The sequence below is a fragment of the Paenibacillus apiarius genome (assembly GCF_017052585.1).
Classification (GTDB): domain Bacteria; phylum Bacillota; class Bacilli; order Paenibacillales; family Paenibacillaceae; genus Paenibacillus_B; species Paenibacillus_B apiarius.
Window position 1 is genome coordinate 5,008,370 of the sequence record NZ_JAFFHZ010000001.1, and the last position, 18,466, is coordinate 5,026,835.

The following is an 18,466-nucleotide window of genomic DNA, read 5'->3' on the forward strand; positions in this document are numbered from 1 at the left end:
TGTTAATTCGGCATCGAATCTTGCATTCACTCTCGAAGAGCATATGCTTCGAGTTCTTGCAACCTTCTCGGTGCTGAAAACCGACCTGAACACGGACTAGATAAGCGAAAGGAGAGACGTTATGGAGGTCAACCAGGAAGAGGCTTTTCTCAAGCAGGATCGGGAAGATTTGCTTGCGCTCTTGGCTATCCGTTTTGGAACGGTTCCGGCCGAAACCACGAAAACGATTGAACAAATCCAGGATTTCAACCGGCTGCAGCGCCTGATCCTAGCCGCTTGCAACGTGCCGGAATGGAAAGTGTTTCAGGAGGAACTGCAGGAAGACGAAGGTAGTTACCGGTTGTTGGGCGAGCGCTTTAACCCCTTAGGGAATGACTTTTAAGGAAGGGTGAAGAACGTTGGGCAGCAAGGAAAACAAACTGCTTCAATCCCTTAAGCATCTAAAGCGGGGAGGGCGCATCAATCAAGATTGGACGGAAGAAAGCCCTAGGCCCCGGGATTGGGAAGACCTGTATCGCGGCCGATGGCAGCACGATAAGGTCGTCCGTTCCACTCACGGCGTCAACTGCACGGGTTCCTGCAGCTGGAAGATCTATGTGAAGGACGGAATCATCACCTGGGAAACCCAGCAGACGGACTACCCGACCACGGGCTCGAATTTTCCCGAATACGAACCACGGGGGTGTCCCCGCGGAGCCAGCTTCTCTTGGTATACCTACAGCCCGATCCGGGTGAAGTATCCCTATATACGAAGCGATCTTCTGGAAATGTGGAAAGCAGAACTCAGCCTTGGACACAATCCAGTTGCGGCTTGGGCAAACATTGTCAGCGATCCGCAAAAGCGCAAGCGCTACGTAGACGGAAGAGGCAAGGGCGGATTCGTCCGGGCGGACTGGGACGATGCTACTCGAATGATCGCGGCCGCAGCCATCCATACCATTAAAACCTATGGTCCTGACCGGATCGTAGGTTTCAGCCCGATTCCTGCCATGTCCATGGTAAGCTATGCGGCTGGCACCCGGTTTTTGTCCCTGATCGGGGGAACCATTCTCAGCTTTTATGACTGGTACGCCGACTTGCCTCCAGCATCCCCGCAAATCTGGGGGGAGCAGACGGACGTGCCGGAAAGCGGGGATTGGTACAACACCAAATATTTCATCATTTGGGGAACCAATCTGCCGCAGACGCGGACGCCGGACGCCCACTTTATGGTCGAAGCCCGCTATAACGGAACAAAAGTGGTGGGTGTCAGCCCCGATTACGCGGAATATGAGAAATTTGCGGATATTTGGCTTCCTGCCCGCGTCGGCACGGACGGTGCGCTTGCTATGGCCATGACCCACGTCATTTTGAAGGAATTCTACGTCGACCGGGAAATCCCGTATTTCCAGCAGTACGTCAAAACGTTCACTGATCTTCCGTTCCTCGTCCTTATTAAGGAGGACGGCAGTCTCATTCGCTCTGACCGTTTTCTGCGCGCGTCCGACTTGGGGTATGCAGAAGAATTGGCGGAGTGGAAAACCGTTATATGGGATGCTGCCGAGGCAACACCCTATATCCCGAACGGAAGCCAGGGGTTTCGTTGGGATCGGGGAAACAGGTGGAATTTGGACCTGGAGCGGGAAGAGGGCACAGCCGTTGAACCGCAGTTGACATTTCTTCATGAAGCGGATGAAACGCTGCTGGTCGATTTTCCTTATTTTGCGGAAAAAGAAGGAGAAGTCGTTCGCCGCGGCGTTCCGGTGAAACACCTGAACGGACCGGGCGGTGAAGAACTCAAGGTGGCGACGGTGTTCGATCTCATGATGGCGCATGTCGGCGTCGGCCGGAACCTTCCCGGCGATTACCCGGCGGATTACGACGACCCGAAGCCGTACACGCCGGCCTGGCAGGAAGCAATCACCGGGGTGAAAAAATCTCACGTCATCCAAGTGGCGCGTGAATTTGCGGACAACGCGGCGAGAACCGGAGGCAAGTCCATGATCGCCATGGGCGGGGGGACCAACCACTGGTACCATAGCGACCAGATTTACCGCTGCATTCTGAACTTGGTGCTGCTGACCGGCTCCCAAGGCGTTAACGGCGGAGGCTGGGCTCATTACGTCGGCCAGGAGAAGGTTCGGCCGCTGGAAGGCTGGCAGCAAGTTGCCTTCGCAAACGACTGGACCAAACCGTCCAGGCTAATGAACGGCACGTCCTTCTTTTACTTTGCGACGGAGCAGTTCCGTTACGAAGCTCATGTCAACGAGGAACAGGCAACGCCATGGGGCGGACGCTACAGCAAGATGCATCCGGCCGATGTCAATGCGCTGGCTGCCCGGCTCGGCTGGCTTCCATCGTTTCCCCAGTTCTCCCAAAACTCCATTGATTTGGTGCGGGAAGCCCGGGAGAAGGGCGCGGCCACGGATCAGGAGGCAGCTGCATACATCGCCAAACAGGCGGCGACCGGGGAGATCCAATGGTCCATAGAACATCCCGAAGATCCGCGCAACTTCCCGCGGGTGTTCTTCAATTGGCGTTCCAATCTGCTTGGCGACAGCGGAAAAGGCCACGAATATTTTGCCAAGCACCTGATGGGATCGGAGAATCAAGTGCTGACCGACACCCGGAATTCCTGGCGACCCAAAGATGTCCATACGTACGATGTGCCTCCAGAAGGTAAAACGGACTTGTTCGTCAGCATTGATTTCCGGATGACAAGCTCGGGGCTCTTCTCCGATATCGTGCTGCCTGCCGCGACATGGTATGAGAAGTTTGATTTGAGCAGCACGGACATGCATCCGTACGTGCACCCGTTCAATCCTGCGATTACGCCGCCCTGGCAGGCCAAAAGCGATTGGGACGCTTTCCGGGAAATTGCAAAAGTATTCTCGGAGCTGGCGGAAGAGCACCTGCCTGTCTGCGAGGATGTCGTCATGACCCCCCTGGCCCACGATACGCCACATGAAATCGCTCAGGTTCACGGCAAAATCCGGGATTGGCGCAAAGGCGAGGCGGAAGCGGTACCCGGTAAAACGATGCCCATCTTTCAAATCGTCGAGCGTGATTATCCCAATGTCTACCGGAAAATGACGACTATCGGCCCGAACATCAAGAATGGCTACGGCTCCAAGGGTGTCAAGATACCGGGGGAGCATGTATACGAAGAACTGATAGAGCGGCTCGGTATTTCCCGCAGGGAAGGAGTGGGTCAGGGATATCCCGATTTGTACTCGGACAAGCAGGCGATAGAAGCGATACTGCTCATGTCCGGGGCAACCAACGGCAAGCGGGCCGTCGAAGGGTGGCGTTCCCTGGAGGCCAAGACCGGAAAGAAGCTCGCTGAGATCGCGGAGCCAAGGGAGGAGGACGCCTTCACCCTTGCAGACATCACCGCGCAGCCGCGCACAGCCATTTCGGCTCCTGTCTGGAGCGGATTGGAGAAAGACAACAGGCGGTATTCTCCCTTTACCCTTAATACGGAATACCGCATTCCGTGGAGGACCTTGACCGGCCGGCAAAGCTTTTATCTGGACCACGAGATGATGCTGGACTTCGGGGAGGGGCTGCCGCTCTATCTGCCGCCACTCGCTCATATCCCTTTCCTGAATGGAGAAAAGGAAGTGCCGAATGACGGGAAGTCAATCACCATCCGCTATTTGACCCCTCACCAGAAGTGGGGGATCCATACGATGTTCACCGAAAGCACGCAGATGGTGACGCTTTTCCGAGGCTGGCAGGTCGTGTGGCTCAATGAAAAGGATGCGGCGTCCATCGGCGTCAAAGATAACGACTGGATTGAAATATACAACCGGAACGGTGCCGTCGTCGCCAGGGCTGTCACCACCTACCGCATCCCGCAGGGTATCGTGTACATGTACCATGCCCAAGACCGCACCATGGGCGTGCCGGGGACGGCGATCAATAAGCAGCGGGGCGGCACCCATAACAGTGTCACCCGTGTTTCGGTAAAGCCGACCCATATGATCGGCGGGTACTCGCAGTTGAGCTATGGGTTCAATTACTACGGGCCGACAGGCAACCAGAGAGACACGATTACCATTATCAGACCGCTCAAGGAGGTTGACTGGCTTGAGGATTAAAGCGCAAGTTGCCATGGTGATGCATTTGGACAAATGCATCGGCTGCCACACCTGCTCGGTCACCTGCAAAAATACGTGGACCAATCGGCCCGGTATGGAATATGTCTGGTACAACAATGTGGAAACCCGGCCGGGTCCCGGTTACCCCACGGAGTGGGAAAACACCAACCGCTATAAAGGCGGCTGGGTGCTGAAGAACGGCAGGCTGGCCCTCCGCGCGGGCGGCCCGATCACCAAACTGGCGAGCATTTTCTACAACCCGGACATGGCCACGCTTGACGATTACTATGAGCCGTGGACCTACGATTACGATAACCTGATTCATAGTCCCAAACGAAACCATGTACCGGTCGCCCGGCCGAAATCCATGATTACCGGCGAGTTCATGGACAAGCCGGAGTGGGGACCGAACTGGAACGACGATTTAGCGGGCGGCAGCGAGATTGTTCCAATGGATCCCAACGTGCGGAAGCTTCAGGAGCACATCGCCATGGAGTACGAGAAAACGTTCATGATGTACCTCCCGCGGATTTGCGAGCACTGTCTGAATCCGTCATGCGTTGCGTCGTGCCCGTCCGGGGCTTTATACAAGCGCGAAGAGGACGGCATTGTGCTGGTGGACCAGGAGGCCTGCCGCGGCTGGCGGTTCTGCATGAACGGGTGTCCTTACCATAAAGTCCATTACAACTGGAATTCTCATAAAGCCGAGAAATGCAATTTTTGCTATCCGCGGACGGAGGCCGGTCTGCCTACCATCTGCTCCGAGACGTGTGTCGGCAGACTGCGGTATATCGGCGTCGTGTTCTATGACGCGGACAAAGTGAAATCAGCTGCCTCGGTGGAAAACCCGCAGGATCTGTACGAGTCCCAGCTCTCCGTATTCCTTGATCCCTTCGATCCTGAAGTGATAAAGGAAGCGCACCGGGCCGGCATCAATGATGCTTGGATTGAGGCCGCGCAGCAGTCTCCGGTCTACAAGATGGCCGTAAAGTGGAAGGTTGCGCTGCCGCTGCATCCGGAGTACCGGACGCTGCCGATGGTCTGGTATGTCCCTCCGCTGAGCCCCATCATGAATCACATTGAGGAGGAAGACCTGCAGACGGACCACTATATCCCGGCGGTGGACCAAATGCGCATTCCAATGGTATATCTGGCTTCCCTGCTGTCGGCAGGCGATACGGACGTCATCCGCCGAGTGTTGCTCAAGATGACTGCGATGCGCGTGCATATGCGTAACAGGGCAGTGGGTGGCATGGACGAATTGAAGCTAAGCCGGCTAATCGAAGAAGCGGGACTGTCCGCCCAGGAGATCGAAGATATGGCGCGCCTGTTTGCAGTAGCCAAATACAGCGAGCGGTTCGTCATCCCCACCGGACGGCGGGAGATGGAAGATGATCTCTATTACAAGCAGGGAGCATGCAGCTTGGAAGGCATTGCACCGCAGGAGGGCGTCGTGACACGCCCATTCCGGAAGGAAGTGTAAATCGTGGAAGAACAGCAGCGTTTCATTCTCTTGGCGGTATCGCGAGTCTTGGGATATCCCCATGATGATTTCCCCAATGAACGGGAAGAACTGGCCGCCGCCATTCGCTTGGAAGCGGAGTTGGACGGGATCCGCGAGCGGCTCCTGACGGCAATGGCTCCCCTTTACGAACTAACGTTGAGGGAGCTGCAGGAACAGTATGTGCAGACCTTTGACTGGAAGGAAAATACCGGGCTGTATTTGACAGCTCACGAATGGGGGGACAGCCGGGAGCGAGGGGCCGCGCTCGTTCTGCTTCAGAACATCCTGAATGATGCAGGGTTCGAGCCGGTGGAAGGAGAACTGGCGGACTACCTTCCCGCATTGTACGAACTTCTTGCGGCGGCTCCGGACAACGTGCATCTGAAAGCCTTGAAGCGCCGCCTCGCCGTGGCCACGAAACGGGTGTCGGATCAACTGCCAACCGGCCATCCCTATACGGAGTTGTTCGACCTTCTGGTGCAGAACGTATTTGGGGTTCCTTCCACCGAAGACATTTCGCTCCTTGAGCAGAAGAGGGAAGAGGCAGATTTGGATGAACTTCCCTTTCCTATCCTCTACGGAATGGACGGAACGGCAAGACAAGGCTGCTCCCTGCCAGACTTGAAGATCTGCAAATGAATGGAGGTTCATCAATGGCCGATATTTTCTGGTGGGTTGTTGTCCCATACATTTCGCTGACCGTGATGATCGTGGGGCTGTTGTTCCGCTTCGCGTACCGTCAAGTCAGCTGGACAGCCCCATCTACCGAGCTGTTTGAAAAAAAATGGCTGCGAATCGGTTCGCCGTTGTTTCACTATGGGATCGTGTTTGCTTTCATCGGGCACATCATGGGAGTTCTGATTCCGCGGGGCGTATACGAAGCCATGGGTGTGACGGACGAACTGTACCATTTCTTTGCCATTGCCGGCGGCGGCGTGGCCGGGCTCATGATTGTTGCCGGATTGGGTATCCTGCTGATACGAAAGCTGACGAACCGCCGGTTACGAGCTCAATCTTCCTTTGCCGATTATTTTACAGTCATTCTCGTTCTCGTCGTGTCTGTCCTGGGAACGTACATGACTATCGTTTATAATACGACCGTTGTTGCTTATGAATACCGCACCACCATCGGACCTTGGTTTCGCAGCTTGCTGGCGTTTCAACCTGATTACCAATTGATGCGGGACGTTCCGCCGCTGTTTCAAATCCATGTGATCGCCGCGTTTTTGCTCTTTGCTGCGATCCCTTTTACCATGCTGGTGCACATGTTTTCCTTTCCCGCCCGGTATCCTTTTCGTGCCCCTCAGCAGTACCGGTCGAGGAACCACTATAAACGCAGAACATAAGCATGGTGCTGAAACGGCAGCTAGCACAGGAAAACTACGGATTTTTTCCGGGTAGACTATTTCCGCCTGCGAAAGAGGGAACTCCCTGATTGATTCGGATTCACGGGGGAGCTAAAATGGGAGCTGTGCATTTAATTCAACCTCATGGAGGAATGGAAGCATGGACAGTTCGTACTCGGATATTACGGTGTTACGGTCCAATATTCGATTGAAGCGTATTTATGAACCGCCCGTACCCGAAGACGGATACCGCATTCTGATAGACAGAATATGGCCGCGCGGGGTGTCCAAACAGCAAGCCGCCATCGACGAGTGGATGAAAGAAATCGCCCCAAGCCCCGAGCTGCGCAAGTGGTTCGGCCACCAGCCGGCAAGGTTCGAGGCATTTAGCGAAAGTTATATTCGAGAAATAGAGGAAGACTTCAACCGGAGCACGCTTGCCAATCGGATATGTGAAATATCGCTTGACAGGTCGGTTACGCTGGTCTATGCCGCCAAAGACTCTGTACATAACCATGCTAACGTGCTGCATCGGTGGTTGATTTCCCGATAACGAACATGGGCTGCCCCGTTAACCTTGCCAAGGTTAGGGGCAGCCCGTGTTTGTGCTAGCATTGAATAGCAGCTTCTGATCAACTGCCGTCATCAATTATTGAATATTCAGGGGAGCCATGCAACTAGAGCTCTCCCTCGAGAATCTTTGCCGGGCACACTTCAGGATGCGCAAGGAACTCCCCAAAGCTGCACAGATTCGCATAGTCCCCGTGCTCCTCATCATAATAGCCCACACAGTCAGTTGGATAGAATGTGCTACTAATGAGAATCATTATCACTTATAATGGAAACAGCGGCTGCGGCGGTGATATTGGTCGTGCGCAGCATGAGGGATATTGAGGAAAGGGATTGACACGGTGAGATGAATGTAAAAGATCATATCCTATTGTGGAATCATGCGGTAATTAACGTCATGGATGTTCGTCATATGGCGATGGAGTGCAGGGAGCAAGTGCACGCTTATCGCTTGCCTGCCAGCGCCTTCTTGTTTGCGGCACGCGGCAGCGCGCAAATTTGGCTGAATGGCAATGTGAACATGGTTCGGCGGTTTCACGTATTGCACGGCGGCAAAGGCGCCTGCCTGGACATTGAGGCAAGGGATGGGTTCGAATGTTATCTGATTCTATATAAAGCGGCGTTGCCGCCAAGCAGACATGAGCTGCAGCTTATGCTTGAACATGAAAATCCGTTTCAACAGCAATATGCGTTCACTCCGCAATATCCGGTTATCTTGTTGGACAAGGCAAGGCAGATGCATGACGCATGGAGACGATCGGAGGCATTGGAAAAGCTGCAGGCGAAATCGCTGTTCTATCAATTCGTCTATGAATTGTTATGGCAGATACAGCGGCAGGGCATGGAAACGAGTACCCTGGATTTGTCGGGGCAAGTTGTTCGTTACCTAACGGAGCACTACCGCGAGACGATCACCCTTGAAGCCATGGCGCGGCAGTTGAATTACAGCCCGCAGTATTTATCCAAAAAGTTCAAGGATCAGACGGGGTGCAGCCCGATCCATTTTCTGATTCAACTTAGAATGGAGAGGGCGCAGGAATTACTGCTGACGACGGACGCCACTCTGCAGGAGGTTGCCGCCAGCGTTGGCTATCCCGACCTGTTTTATTTCAACCGGATGTTCAAAAAGCATGCAGGAATGGCTCCCGGACAGTACAAAAATCACAAGTATGCCAACGGCAAGGTACAACATCCTGCAAAAAAATCATTAAAATTCCCCATTGTGAATCGGGTCGCCCAGCGCTATATTTCTAATGATGATGAAAATCATTATCAATATAACGGAGAGGGAGATTTTACGGTGTACAAAAGGTCAAAAGCGTCTATGGCAACTGCCGTGTTGCTTTGCCTCACGCTGCTGCTCAGTGCTTGCGGCACAGGAGGGGCGAATACGAATGAAGCAAACGGGGGGAACAATACGACGAAAGCGCAACAGACAGAAGCAGGACAGCAAGGGGGGGAGAATCAGGCTGAATCGACCCGCCACGGCGCAACCAAAACGGTGTCTACTCCATTTGGAGATGTCGATATACCGGTTAAGCCGCAGCGTATCGTGGCTATAGATTATCTTGGCAGTGTGATTGCTCTGGGGGCGACTCCTGTCGGATCGTCGGAATGGCTGATGGAAAACCCTTATATAAAGGATAAGATAGCTGGAGTCGAGAATGTTGGCGAATCCATAGAAAAAGTAATGGAGTTGGAGCCTGACCTTATTATCACTTTAACAACGAAACAGGAGCAATATGAGAAGTATAGCAAGATCGCGCCTACCGTGAGCGTTCCTTATGATACATTCAACAACGTTCACGAGGAAGTGGCGTATTTCGGAGAACTGCTTGGCTTGCAGGAAGAAGCATCAGCCTGGCTGGAGGAATATGACGCTCGTATAGCCGCTGCCAAAGCGAAGGTGGTTCAAGCAATTCCGCAAGAGTCAACCTTTAGCGTATTAGAAGATCAGGAAAAAACCGTCTACATACTCGGCGGTATTTCAGGCCGGGGAGGACGGGCCATTTACGAGGCGCTTGGCCGCAAGCCGCCGGCGGGAGTCACCGACGAAATCATGCAGAAGAAATATCACCCGTTATCCATGGAAGTGTTGGCTGATTACGCCGGTGACTATATTGTGCTGACGACCGGCACCAAGACGCTGGAAGAATACAAGGCTGATCCGATATGGGGGAAATTAGATGCTGTCCGACAGGGGCGCGTATATGTCTGGGATGAGGCTCGCTCTTGGTTCAGCGATCCGATCGCGTTGTTGTCGCAGACCGAGGAACTGGCGGACTGGCTGACAGCGCAGTCGAAGTATTGACAGCCCGATTACAATCCATCAGTATGCTCAAAGAGCCGCCCAATTAGGGTGGCTCAGCTTATTTCACAGAGGGTTGCCGTTGCACATCGATATGCCGCTTATAATCCAAGTGTAAAAGTAAAGGTTGCGCCGTTATTCTCCTCGCTGACGGCATAAATTGTGCCGCCGAGCCTGTCGATAATAGCTTTGGCTATAGGCAGTCCCAACCCATAACCGCCATTTTCCTGTGTTCTTGCAGGGTCAGCCCTGTAAAAACGGTCAAACACCTTTGACAGATGTTGTTTTGCTATGCCTTTGCCGCTGTTTTTTATTGAAAAGGCGAGCTGATGCCTTGTTTTTTTCAACGTAATATGAATACGGCCTTTTTCCTCCGTATACTTGATAGCGTTATCCACCAGGATCGTAATGACCTGCTTCACTTTTTCGCAGTCGCTTTTTATGATTAGGTTCGGTTCCACTTCTTGCAGCAGCGTAATGTCCTTTTCAAACGCCACCGCTTCCATCGATAAGATCACATCGTTTACCATTTCGCTGATATCAAAAGGTATAATATTCAGTGTGAGATTGGTGTCCTCTGTCTTCGCGAGATATAAAAGATCGTTCACAAGCTTGCCCATTCTATCGGTTTGGTTCTTGATATAATCAAGCCATTTTCTCTGGCTTTGAATCGTGTCTCCCTCATTGGCAAGCAGGGCATCGGAATTGGCATTGATAATGGCAAGCGGCGTCTTCAATTCATGAGAGACATCGGCAATGAATTGTTTTTGCTTCTCCCAGGCTTCGGCAATCGGCGCGATCGACCGGTTGGCGAAGAAAAGACTAATGGCAAATATGACAAAGAGCATAATGAGACCTACCAAAAATAATGTCGTACAAAGCTCCATCAAGGTGTTATAGGACTCCGTTACATCTAAAAATGTAATCTGATAATGTTCTCCGTTCGCATTGATCATGAGCCTCTTTCCGTTTTCATGAGACACAAGCGTGCCGTTCATAGGAGAGATTTGATATTGCCACCGTTTTTCATCGAGAGAGATCATGCTGATCCCCTTTTTCCCACTCCGGACAAGCTCGGCTGCTTTAAAATAAGTTTCCTCCGGCATATCAATATGTGAGATGACTTTCACGATATCTCCATTTGAATTGATAATCATATTGAAAGAAAGGGAAGATTCGGAAGGAGCGATACCGATGACTATCTTCTCTCTTGTGGTGGCGTCCAACAAGTTAAGATAAGCCGCGTTTGGTTTGGAAGATAACAATTCCAATTTATTTTGGTTTTCGGTGTGTATGTTGTTAGACGTCGTCAAATAAATGACGGCAAAGGCGCCAATCATCACAATAGAAATAATGGACATATTCAGCAATAGAAGCCGGTTACGCAGTTGATTAAACATAGATTTTCCCATCTTCTGACGTTTTTAATAGATAGCCTGCACTTCTCACGGTTTGAATCCGAACCTCAGATTTTAAATGGCTTAATTTTTTGCGCAAAAAAGAGATATAGACTTCCACATGGTTATCCTCCGCATCGGTTTGGTAACCCCACAGCTTCTCGATGATGGAATCCTTGGATACAATAATTCCTTGTCGGCTGATCAAAAGCTCTAGCAATTGACTTTCTTTTAAGGTTAGCTTGAAGTTCTTGTTCCCGCAGCCGAGGTGTAAAGAGAATGGATCGAGTTCAATGTCTCCATATTGTAAAATGCTATCGTTGATCGGCACATTTTTTCGGCGTCCCAAGGCACGCAATCGGGCCAGCAGTTCCTCCGACTGAAAAGGCTTTGCCAAATAATCATCCGCTCCGCTGTCAAGACCTTCAACCTTATCTTCGGTTTCGCCCTTGGCGGACAGCAGTATCACCGGAGTTTGGATGCCGTTTTCCCGCAATTCTTTCAGAACTTGGATGCCGTCCATTTTAGGAAGCATAATATCGAGAATGATAATATCATAAATATCGGAAAGGCCGCAGTCTAAGCCGTACTCGCCGTCAAACGCCAAATCAATACTGTAATTTCTTTTTTTCAGGACTTGTTCAATGGCTTCGGCCATATACTTTTCATCTTCAACCATTAATATTCGCACGTGCATCCCCCATTGTGATGTCATAAGCGCCGAACGAATCGGCAATCTGCGGCTTGGAGCGAGCCGCTTGTTGCTGCGACAATATCCGCAACCATAGGGCTTTCTCCCCATCGGTTGCGGATATGTTTTCTGTGCGCTGCTTTAATCGATGTTATTTTATTACAGTCATGCCTTCAGGGGCTTGTTCACTCCAAGTCTGTCCATCGTCCGTAGAGAACAGCTTCTTGCCGTTCTCCACCTTAACCATTACCTTGGTTTTGATTCCATCTTCCAAGTCGCCTTTCATTTTGAACTTGATGTTTCCTTGTTCACCCATGTTGAATGCCGGCATCCCTTCAGGCGCTGTCTCGCTCCAGGTCTGGCCGTCATCCGTAGAGTACAGCTTCTTGCCGTTTTCCGACTTGACCATCACCTTGGTTTTGATTCCATCTTCCAAGTCGCCTTTCATTTTGAACTTGATGTTTCCTTGTTCACCCATGTTGAATGCCGGCATCCCTTCAGGCGCTGTCTCGCTCCAGGTCTGGCCATCATCCGTAGAGAACAGCTTCACGCCGTTTTCCAACTTGACCATAACCTTGCTCTTTATTCCTTCTTCGGAAGCGAATTTATTTTTGATTTTGATGTTCCGGTTGCCCATGTTGAATGCTGGCATATTTGCAGGAGCATTCTCGCTCCAAGTCTGTCCTCCGTCCGTAGAGAAGGTTCTGACTCCATTTTCATGTTTTACTAGCAGAGAATCGGTGGCTCCTTCGGCTGCAAAGGTGGTTGTTCCTGTTCCTAATGTAAGTGCAAGTGCGCCGCACAGGATGGCTGCGCCCGCTTTCTTTTTTGCTGTGTTCATTACGTTAATCATATGATACCTCCATGTTTGATTTTTTGTAGGCAGCTACCTTACGAATTGAATTATAAACACCATACCTTTAACGAACCTTAAACAAAAAGGAATTCTCAAAAAACTTTCCCAAGAATCAATGATCGCAAGAACGCTGTTCTTCCAAATCAAGACGTCCAAGCCCTTGCAAACCGGCCTCCATGTGTTTAAGCCCCTCATCTCAATCCCCTGTCTCCATCAAGGCTCAACCTATTCATGCCCGGCGATAGCTCCATTTTCGATGAAATGCAAGATTATGTGGATTCCAATGTGCAGCCGACATGCGGGATGTTAAGCGAAAAATCGATTATCGGCGAAATGGACGAGCCGAGGTCGTTTTTTGAACCGGAACGTATCGATGCCCAACTGATTTGGTTTAAAAAAGGATATTTGGAATACCGGTTTCCGAATCGAGCGCCGCGAGGCACGACGATTCAACGATTGGAATTGACGATGGAAGTCTGTTCGGAAGCGCCGCTCCATAACTTGGATTGGCCTTCAGATATAACTCTATGGATCAACGGAAAGGAGTTGGGGACCTGGACAAGTCCCGGCGATTTCGGCGGAGAACGCGGGCTGCTTACTCCATATTGGTGGGGCAGCGAAAATACGCAGTACGGACTTCTCAAAACCTGGCGTACGAACGGAGACGGATCGTTTATCGACGGCAGGAAAATTTCGGAGGTTCGCATAAATGATCTGGAAGCGGACGACACGCCTTATATTACCGTTCGTATCGGCGTAAAGCCAGATGCCCAGAACGACGGCGGGAACGCACCTTTTCAATTCGATATTACCAATGAATTAACCTGGGAATCGGAACAAGTTACGGTCCGGGTCGAAGATCCATCCACCGACGAAACGATACCCCGCGGCAAACAATACTGGTTGGAGCAACCGGATTCGATTTGGTATACGCGTACCACCGGAATTTGGCAGACCGTATGGATTGAAGCGGTCCATTCGACGCGGATCGAGACAGTAAAGTACCATCCGAACGTCGATCGGGGAGATGTCACGCTCGAATTTGAAGTGGCAGGCGATTTTAAGGGGAAAATACTAGATATCCATATATCTTTTAAAGGCGAGCTGATCGCTGCGGATCGCATCCAGCTGCAATCTGCATATACGAAGAGAGCGATTGATATATTCAATCATCATATTTTTAGAACGCCCTATCATCATAGCGGCTGGACATGGACGCCGGAAACGCCGAACTTGTTCGACGTTACCTTCGAATTGATACAGGGCGAGGATGTTCTGGATCACGTGCAGTCTTACTTTGGAATGAGAAAAGTTCATACCGAAAACGGCATGGTCTATTTAAACAATAAGCCTTATTACCAAAGGCTGGTCCTCGATCAAGGTTATTGGCCGCAGGGATTATTAACGGCACCGAGCGACGAAGATTTGAAGAGAGATATCGAATTGGCCAAACGAATGGGCTTTAACGGCTGCCGCAAGCATCAAAAGGTGGAGGACCCGCGCTTCTTGTATTGGGCGGACGTATTAGGGTTTATCGTATGGGGAGAATGTGCGGCAGCGCCATCCTTCAACGAACATGCCGTGGCCAGATTGACTAGAGAATGGATTGAAATTGTGGAAAGGGACTATAACCATCCTTCCATAATTGCGTGGGTGCCGCTAAATGAAAGCTGGGGAATTCCGATGGTCCGGAGTTCCGGACAACAGCAGCAGCACAGCTTGGCCATGTATCATTTGCTCCATTCTTTGGATACGACACGGCTCGTCATTTCGAATGACGGTTGGGAGCTGACGAAATCCGATATTTGCGCGATTCATAATTATTCGCATGGGGGGCAGGAGGAAACAGAGAAATACGAGTACTATAAACAATCCCTTGCGTCCAAAGAACAGATTTTGCATTCCCAGTCGGCCAAGCCCCGAATCTATGCCAACGGCTTTGCCCATCAAGGAGAACCGATCCTATTGACGGAGTTCGGGGGAATTGCCTACAACATTGGCGCCGACGAGGGTTGGGGCTATACGTCAGTGAACAATGAACAGGACTTTGTGCGAGAATACCGCAGAGTGGTGGAGGCCGTCTACGCTTCCCGCGTCATCCATGGATTTTGCTATACGCAGCTTACGGACGTGGAGCAGGAGATCAACGGTTTATTAACCTATGATCGGAAGCCGAAGTGCGATCTGAACGAAATCAAGAAAATTCATGACATGTGGAATCAAGAGATTGTCGAACAATAACAGCCGGACGAGAAGGAGCTGCTCAAGACCATGCAAAAGGGATTTCGAACGATAAAAACAGTGACGGCAGACCAAATTCACGTGCGCGATCCATTTGTATTTCCTTGCGAGAAAGAGCGTAAATATTATTTGTTCGGCACCACGTTTGCCGATGGATGCGGAAATGTCGATCCTGTTTTTGAAGTCTATGAAAGCGGCGATTTGCTGCAGTGGACAGGTCCTTATGTTGCGTTTCAACCGCCGAAAGGATTCTGGGGAGTGCGGCATTACTAGGCTCCTGAAGTATTCGCGGTGGATGGGAAATATTATATGTTCGCGACATGTAAAGGCGGTATCGGCGAGCATCGGGGAACCGGCATACTCGTGGCCGATCATCCTGCCGGACCGTATCAACCGCACAGTGACGGCCCTGTTACGCCAAGTGATTGGGAATGCCTGGACGGAACTTACTATGAGGACGGCGAGGGACAGCGCTGGATTGTATTTTGCCACGAATGGACAGAACTCCATGAAGGTAAAATTAAGGCTATTCGCCTCTCGAAAGACTTAAAGTCTTCTTATGGAGAGGCGGTGACGATCCTGAACGCGGCCGATATGGAATGGATTCGTTTGTTCGGAGATCCGCGCATTGAGAAGCAAGGTTATTTGACGGATGCGCCATTTATGTATAACGCCCGCAATGGCGACTTAATTATGCTGTGGTCAAGCTACTCGGTTGCGGATTATGGGGATGAAGGCTTCGGCGGATATACGGTCGCGATTGCGCGTTCCGCTACCGGAATGGTGGAAGGTCCGTGGACCCATGACAAGCAGCTGTTGATGGATCGCAATGCAGGCCACTCCAGTCTGTTCCGCGATTTTACGAACCAGCTATGGATCTGCACGCACTACCCGGATACGCCGCACGGCAACGAAAGAGCATTGTTCGTGAAGGTCACGGAGCTCGAGAACGGATTGAAGCTAGTAAAATAAAAAAATGGTAACCGATCCACCTTCCTTAAGGCAAAGCGTGGTGGATCGGTCTGACTAATTTTGCAAGAAGCATTCTTCGTCAATCATTATTGCGATGGATCGGCTAGTGTTGGATTGAGCTAGGATCTGCTTTTGCTGCAGATCTGCGGGAAGTTAGGAGCACAATCAACATATACAGCAGCGTAACGCATCCCAAAGAGAGGTATGAAAGCTTCAGTCCGATCGAATCCGTTAAGATACTGCTTGAAATCGGCCCCAACATCATACCGATGGAATAGGCTGTATTGTAGATGGCAAAGGTGATGCCGTAGGAAGCAAGCCCGCTTTTTTCTGAGATGTCGGCAAGCTCGGGAAGGCAAGGCGCAAGCACCATTCCCATGCTGACTCCGAGCAGGGCCAGGGAAGCCCCTTGCATCCACATGGAGTCCGGCAGAGCCGCCAGCGGCAGGCTAATGGAGACCATGACAAGTCCTGCCAGCAGGGCTTTCTTATACCCAATATTGCTGGATAGCTTTCCTATCATAGGGGTCGCCAGACCATAGGCTAACGTAGGAATGGCAAAGAGTAATCCAATGTAACCCGGCTCAGCGTTGAATTTCTCTTGCAGATGCAAGGGAAGAGTAGGCTCCAAGACGCTAGGTATGGCCGCGCCGATAATGACGACGCCACTGATCAGCAGAATGCTCCGATTACGAAGCAAACCAAATGGCGATAGGAAATTGCTAGACCTGTTCTCCGGCAGATCGCGCAGCAACACGAGACGAAGGATCCCATCGATAATGGCAAGGGCTGCTGCACACAAGAAAGGAAGCATATAGCCTCCGAGTTGGTATAACCACCCGCCTACCGATGGTCCGAGAAGGATTCCAGCCGCCTGCCCCGATAATGCCAGACCCATAGCTTTTCCCCGCTCTTGAGAAGGGTATAAATCGGCAAGAAGCGCCAACCCAGAAGTCCATGTTACGGCTGCTGCCAGTCCCTGCAAGCCTCTGGCTGTTACGAGCATCCAGAAATCTTCGGCAAAGGCGAACATAAGCGTGGCTGCTGCCAAGCCCAGCAATCCCCAAAGCATGGGGCCGCGTCGTCCGATTCGGTCTGACAGAGCGCCGAAAATAGGGGTGGCGATAAATAAAACAACCGCATAACTTCCGAAAAGTAATCCGATTTCTGTCTGGGAGGCGCCAAGAGAAGTTGCATATTTAGGAAGAATGGGCACCACGAGACCATAAATCAGCATATCAAGAAAAATGGCTAACCAGACAACGAGAAGAGCGGATTTTTGTTTTGATTTAATAATCGTGTTCATACGAGCCTCCTTTATTTCACTTATGATCACTTCTTGCGTGAGTCTGAACCATAAAGGTTAACCCTGTATCCTTTTTCCGATATTCCCTCCTTGCTGGTCAAATTTTTTTCATGCTCGATATTGCAGAAGCGCTCATCACACATGATAGATGTTACATACTAAACGATGTATACTAAACATTTAGTATTGATTGTGTTTGAATTATAACAACAAGGTCAGCCTGTGTAAAGGGGAAATAAAACAAATTAAGACGAAAACAATATATAAGCCCGTACTGGAAATTGACTTTACATACGACGATTTCAGATATACTATTATAGGAGTGCTATAATTTAAAAACTATTTATTTTAATACTGGGCGGAGCGAAGATAATGACGATTGTTATGGTGCTTGGGCTTTTATTAAAATATGGGCCGATGTCTGGCTATGAGATTCAACAAAAGATGCAATCGGCCAAGACAGATAAATGGGCTTATGTGCAACCGGGATCGATCTACCATGCTTTGAGGAAGCTTGATAAAGAGGAATTGGTCAGATTACAAACATTAGAGAAGACGGGAAATCGCTCGAAAGCCATTTATACGATTACTTCAAAAGGAAAGTTAGAGTTTGATAGGATGCTGATTAGTTCCTTTAAGAAGGCTTCCGTTGTCTTTCCTACCGCTTTATATACGGTGCTTACTTTCATGGATGAAGCCCCTAAAGAAGATATCATTAACGCCTTGAGCGTTCAGCAGCAGGAAATTCAAAATATATACGATGAAATGAAGGCAGGACAAAAAGTAAAAGAGGAATATTCCGAAATACCGAAGAATGTGCTCTTCATTTTCAAGAATATTTACGATCAGTGTGAATTGCAATTGAAATTTTTGGAGGAATTAAAACAGGATTTGCGTAGCTGAATAGAAAAAAAACCTTGGCTCCAAGCTGGCACCTGCATTCGACAGGCGCCAGCTTGTTTGACTTTTGGGGACGAATATGAATTTTCAAATGGGTGGGGCATGGATCAGAACGTGGGCTGGTATCCTTGGTCGCTGTGAGCGATCATAATTCCGGTTTCACGTTCTTTGCTGTTTAACGAATCGCAGATCATTAAGTTCATAATCTTGACGAAAGAATATTGACAGAAAAACAACAAATGGTAATATTAACTAGTATATATAGTAAACATAAAATACTAAACATTTTTTAT

At 50.4% G+C, this 18,466-nt stretch carries 14 protein-coding genes and 1 pseudogene; 11 read left to right on the forward strand and 4 right to left on the reverse strand.

Features of this window, described 5'->3' with window-relative positions; all coding sequences use genetic code 11:
- Positions 1-121 precede the first annotated feature (121 nt).
- The 7 genes from JSQ80_RS22350 (at position 122) to JSQ80_RS22380 (ending at position 9,813) form a co-directional block, all read left to right on the forward strand.
- Complete coding sequence (locus tag JSQ80_RS22350; protein WP_087432124.1) at positions 122-382, forward strand: hypothetical protein; 261 nt, start codon at positions 122-124, stop codon at positions 380-382.
- Positions 383-398: 16 nt separating this feature from the next.
- The gene (locus JSQ80_RS22355) at positions 399-4,082 is read left to right on the forward strand and encodes a nitrate reductase subunit alpha (protein ID WP_206096734.1); all 3,684 of its coding nucleotides are present in this window, start codon (positions 399-401) and stop codon (positions 4,080-4,082) included.
- Positions 4,072-5,565: a nitrate reductase subunit beta gene (gene narH / locus JSQ80_RS22360; protein ID WP_206096735.1), complete on the forward strand. Its 1,494-nt coding sequence runs from the start codon at positions 4,072-4,074 to the stop codon at positions 5,563-5,565. The genes JSQ80_RS22355 and narH overlap by 11 nt, the downstream gene beginning before the upstream one ends.
- A gap of 3 nt (positions 5,566-5,568) precedes the next feature.
- Entirely contained in the window at positions 5,569-6,225 is a 657-nt protein-coding gene (gene narJ, locus JSQ80_RS22365; protein ID WP_087432127.1) for a nitrate reductase molybdenum cofactor assembly chaperone, read from the forward strand.
- 14 nt (positions 6,226-6,239) lie between these two features.
- A complete protein-coding gene (narI, locus tag JSQ80_RS22370; protein WP_087432128.1) occupies positions 6,240-6,932 on the forward strand; it encodes a respiratory nitrate reductase subunit gamma in 693 nt (230 codons plus the stop codon).
- Between the two features lie 160 nt (positions 6,933-7,092).
- On the forward strand, positions 7,093-7,485 hold the full coding sequence (locus JSQ80_RS22375; protein ID WP_206096736.1) for a DUF488 domain-containing protein: 393 nt from the start codon (positions 7,093-7,095) through the stop codon (positions 7,483-7,485).
- 363 nt (positions 7,486-7,848) lie between these two features.
- Positions 7,849-9,813: an AraC family transcriptional regulator gene (locus tag JSQ80_RS22380; protein WP_206096737.1), complete on the forward strand. Its 1,965-nt coding sequence runs from the start codon at positions 7,849-7,851 to the stop codon at positions 9,811-9,813.
- A gap of 98 nt (positions 9,814-9,911) precedes the next feature.
- Here the strand turns inward: JSQ80_RS22380 and JSQ80_RS22385 are convergent, their stop codons facing one another.
- The 3 genes from JSQ80_RS22385 to JSQ80_RS22395 all read right to left on the reverse strand — a co-directional run bounded on the left by JSQ80_RS22385 (position 9,912) and on the right by JSQ80_RS22395 (position 12,751).
- Positions 9,912-11,210 carry a sensor histidine kinase gene (locus JSQ80_RS22385; RefSeq protein WP_206096738.1) on the reverse strand — a complete coding sequence of 433 codons (1,299 nt, stop codon included), beginning with the start codon at positions 11,208-11,210 and terminating at the stop codon, positions 9,912-9,914.
- Entirely contained in the window at positions 11,203-11,898 is a 696-nt protein-coding gene (locus JSQ80_RS22390) for a response regulator (RefSeq protein ID WP_206096739.1), read from the reverse strand. Before JSQ80_RS22390 ends, JSQ80_RS22385 begins: the two co-directional genes overlap by 8 nt.
- Before the next feature lie 151 nt (positions 11,899-12,049).
- Positions 12,050-12,751 (reverse strand): WD40/YVTN/BNR-like repeat-containing protein, encoded by a 702-nt coding sequence (locus JSQ80_RS22395; protein WP_206096740.1) that lies wholly within the window; start codon positions 12,749-12,751, stop codon positions 12,050-12,052.
- A 234-nt stretch (positions 12,752-12,985) separates the two neighbouring features.
- Here JSQ80_RS22395 and JSQ80_RS22405 point away from each other — a divergent pair, with 234 nt between their 5' ends.
- From JSQ80_RS22405 to JSQ80_RS22410, 3 genes and pseudogenes are all read left to right on the forward strand, one after another.
- On the forward strand, positions 12,986-14,995 hold the full coding sequence (locus JSQ80_RS22405) for a glycoside hydrolase family 2 protein (RefSeq protein ID WP_240463761.1): 2,010 nt from the start codon (positions 12,986-12,988) through the stop codon (positions 14,993-14,995).
- A 30-nt stretch (positions 14,996-15,025) separates the two neighbouring features.
- On the forward strand, positions 15,026-15,268 hold the full coding sequence (locus JSQ80_RS29225) for a glycoside hydrolase family protein (RefSeq protein ID WP_240463762.1): 243 nt from the start codon (positions 15,026-15,028) through the stop codon (positions 15,266-15,268).
- A 12-nt stretch (positions 15,269-15,280) separates the two neighbouring features.
- Positions 15,281-15,967, forward strand: a pseudogene (locus JSQ80_RS22410) (family 43 glycosylhydrolase); the annotation flags it as partial.
- 103 nt (positions 15,968-16,070) lie between these two features.
- Here JSQ80_RS22410 and JSQ80_RS22415 read toward each other — a convergent pair.
- On the reverse strand, positions 16,071-17,273 hold the full coding sequence (locus JSQ80_RS22415; RefSeq protein ID WP_206096741.1) for an MFS transporter: 1,203 nt from the start codon (positions 17,271-17,273) through the stop codon (positions 16,071-16,073).
- A 372-nt stretch (positions 17,274-17,645) separates the two neighbouring features.
- Between JSQ80_RS22415 and JSQ80_RS22420 the strand changes: the two genes are divergently transcribed.
- Complete coding sequence (locus JSQ80_RS22420; protein WP_206096742.1) at positions 17,646-18,176, forward strand: PadR family transcriptional regulator; 531 nt, start codon at positions 17,646-17,648, stop codon at positions 18,174-18,176.
- Positions 18,177-18,466: the final 290 nt, after the last annotated feature.

Coding starts and splice junctions, on each gene's coding strand:
- JSQ80_RS22395 (WP_206096740.1), bottom strand. CDS start 12,751: ATGATTAACGTAATGAACACAGCAAAAAAGAAAGCGGGCGCAGCCATC.
- narI (WP_087432128.1), top strand. CDS start 6,240: ATGGCCGATATTTTCTGGTGGGTTGTTGTCCCATACATTTCGCTGACC.
- JSQ80_RS22350 (WP_087432124.1), top strand. CDS start 122: ATGGAGGTCAACCAGGAAGAGGCTTTTCTCAAGCAGGATCGGGAAGAT.
- JSQ80_RS22375 (WP_206096736.1), top strand. CDS start 7,093: ATGGACAGTTCGTACTCGGATATTACGGTGTTACGGTCCAATATTCGA.
- JSQ80_RS22405 (WP_240463761.1), top strand. CDS start 12,986: ATGCCCGGCGATAGCTCCATTTTCGATGAAATGCAAGATTATGTGGAT.
- JSQ80_RS22420 (WP_206096742.1), top strand. CDS start 17,646: ATGACGATTGTTATGGTGCTTGGGCTTTTATTAAAATATGGGCCGATG.
- JSQ80_RS22380 (WP_206096737.1), top strand. CDS start 7,849: ATGAATGTAAAAGATCATATCCTATTGTGGAATCATGCGGTAATTAAC.
- JSQ80_RS29225 (WP_240463762.1), top strand. CDS start 15,026: ATGCAAAAGGGATTTCGAACGATAAAAACAGTGACGGCAGACCAAATT.
- JSQ80_RS22385 (WP_206096738.1), bottom strand. CDS start 11,210: ATGTTTAATCAACTGCGTAACCGGCTTCTATTGCTGAATATGTCCATT.
- JSQ80_RS22415 (WP_206096741.1), bottom strand. CDS start 17,273: ATGAACACGATTATTAAATCAAAACAAAAATCCGCTCTTCTCGTTGTC.